2 protein-coding genes are annotated in these 2,464 nt (G+C 43.6%); one reads left to right on the forward strand and one right to left on the reverse strand.

Annotated elements, in window-relative coordinates:
- Positions 1–170: 170 nt before the first annotated feature.
- Entirely contained in the window at positions 171–1,037 is an 867-nt protein-coding gene (locus tag F6K38_RS39380) for a zinc ribbon domain-containing protein (RefSeq protein WP_287360343.1), read from the forward strand.
- A gap of 400 nt (positions 1,038–1,437) precedes the next feature.
- Here F6K38_RS39380 and F6K38_RS39385 read toward each other — a convergent pair whose 3' ends face one another.
- Positions 1,438–1,812 (reverse strand): tRNA-binding protein, encoded by a 375-nt coding sequence (locus tag F6K38_RS39385; RefSeq protein ID WP_008188182.1) that lies wholly within the window; start codon positions 1,810–1,812, stop codon positions 1,438–1,440.
- Between the last annotated feature and the right edge of the window lie 652 nt (positions 1,813–2,464).

Consider the following 2,464-nt stretch of genomic DNA (forward strand, 5'->3'; position numbering starts at 1 on the left):
ACCAACTGCTCCGTTGTCAGTTGCTTGAGTTGGGGGGGAGCTAGTTTTTCGGGTTTCGGTTTTTCGCTCATGCCGTCACCATACCGGATTTCTTGATTTTGTCAACCCCTCTCACCTGAATTCTTACGGTAATCGTTAGATCTAACCGAAAACTGAAAGGACAGATTCGGTTGATACATAATCACGTTTTGCCAAGATTTGAGATTCATTTTCTAGTAGACCATGGAACCGTAGAAATACCATCTGAACTCAAGAGTGTAGGAGTAGACAAGGGATACACCGAAGCTTTCTATGATTCGGATGGTCACGCGCATGGGAAGGGACTAGGGAAAGAAACTACCAAGAAATCAGATAGAATATGTGCCAAGAATCGCAATAGAGGGAAACTATGGGCACTTCATAGAAAGCTAGAGGAACTAAATCCATCTAGATCTGCTCGAATACTGAAAAACAATCTTAGTCGAAAGACAGAAAATAAACGCTACAGACAAAATCAATCGGAACTTACAGCCATTATAGGAGCCGCTTCTAAATCTCTTTTTAATGGTGAATCGTTGAAAGTTTTTGCGGAAGATTTAACACAACCAATAAAAAATAAACGTCAGTCCAAGGCCATGTCCCGTAAGCTTAATAGTTGGATGAAGGGTCAAATGCGGGACTCCTTACAGAAGTGGGCTAATTGGACTGGGTCGGTTGTTACAGAAGTTCAACCTAGTTACACGTCGCAAATTGACTCCGTGACTGGAACCCTATTAGGGAAAAGGAGCGGGGACAGTTTCACCAGGTTTAATGGGGTCGTGTTACAGGCTGACCACAATGCTGCCAAAAATGTCCTTAGCAGAGGTACGGATCAGGACATTACTCGGTACATGAGTAAGACCGAGGTGCAGGCAGTGTTGTTGCGTCGTACCGCGCGTTTCTTGGAAGGGATGGGACTGAGTTTGCTTGATGCAATTGAGCTTGGATTGCTTGATTGTAAACATGAGCTTTGCTCGGGCTTTCAAGGAACTCCTGGTCGGGATGCCAGGAACGTCTAAATAGATGGGTGGCAGGCTTAACTCCAATTGCCGATGACCACCCCTCACTTAGACCACAATAAAATGCACCTTGACCGTCTTATCCGGGATTATCCCGATTAATTACGGTTTAAGAGTATCCCCCCTCCTTTTCCTATTCGTGGGGGAAGTTAATCGGGTTCAAGCTTCATTAGGCAAGGACTTCAGCTTTTTTATGATCCCTTACTGACGTTCAATAGGAGTAGAGTGGGCATCCTGCTGTGGAATGGGAATATTGATAACCGGCAAAATGCCCATTCCACAGCAAAATGCCCATTCCACCTCACTCTTAAAATCATTTCATTATTAAGCAACGCTGATTCGTTTGGGCATAGTGGGGTAGCGTTCGTATATCCCCCCACACTAGATAGATGCCCTTGCTTTATCCTGCACGAGTACCATTCGGAATGATCTTTTCAGGCATAGCTAAAACTGGGGTTATACCATCTGCATAGCCAATATCAAAAAGCATGCCCTCTGATTGTTCTCCCATCATCTTCCTAGGCTTCAAATTAACTATAAATAAAGCCTGCTTACCCTCAATCTCTGCTTTAGGGTTTTCTCTCTCTTTTTTCATACCTACTAGGATCTTGCGTTTGAAATCACCAAAGTCAACCGTTAATCTGATCAACTTATCTGACTTTGGCAAATCTTCTACTAGCTCGATTGTGCCAACACGTATATCAATTTTTTCAAAGTCTTCATAAGAAACAATTTCTTTAATTGGAGCAACCTTAAAAGGGTTAGAGCTACTCATTTATGGATTCCTCACTAGTAGAGTTCATATATTATAATAAGATGCGTGCCAGATGAAGCTTCAGTATTTTTTATCCTGTGCAGTTACTTTACTTTGAGCTGCATCGGAATAATACAATACAAAGTGTGTCCTAGGAGCAACAGACCTAATTATACAGGAGTCCATAATTCAATTCATAGTCATCGGTGACAAGTTAAGGCTGTATACCAGTTGTCAAGGGAGTTTGCTGGAAATCAGCAATTCTCATTTTAGGAAATAGGTGTTCAACACCTACACAAAATTTGCCATAAGACAATACACAGTGGTAGATGTTTTGTGAAAGCAAAGGCTTGAGCCGGATGATGCGAGGAGTGTCAAGTCCGGTTCTTAGGGGAGGGAGATACGGTGACGTATGCTCTGTTACCCGCCACTTTCACGTATGGTATGACAGGAGAGGTGCCCCGGGTAATACAGTGCATCGACTCTACCAGCTTCAACAGCTGGGAGCAGGGAAAAGAAATATGTCCTAAGCTTTGCTTCGACTGGTATATAGCAGTCGCCAGGGCAGTTAGGACATGACAAAAGTCTCACACCCTTTGTAAGCGATGCAGAGGTGCGACCCGTGGCGAATTTAATTCGCCAACGGAAAGCGCACCATTACGGTCTTGGGGGT

Origin of the sequence: Moorena sp. SIO3B2 (genome assembly GCF_010692525.1) — a bacterium.
Lineage (GTDB): Bacteria > Cyanobacteriota > Cyanobacteriia > Cyanobacteriales > Coleofasciculaceae > Moorena > Moorena producens.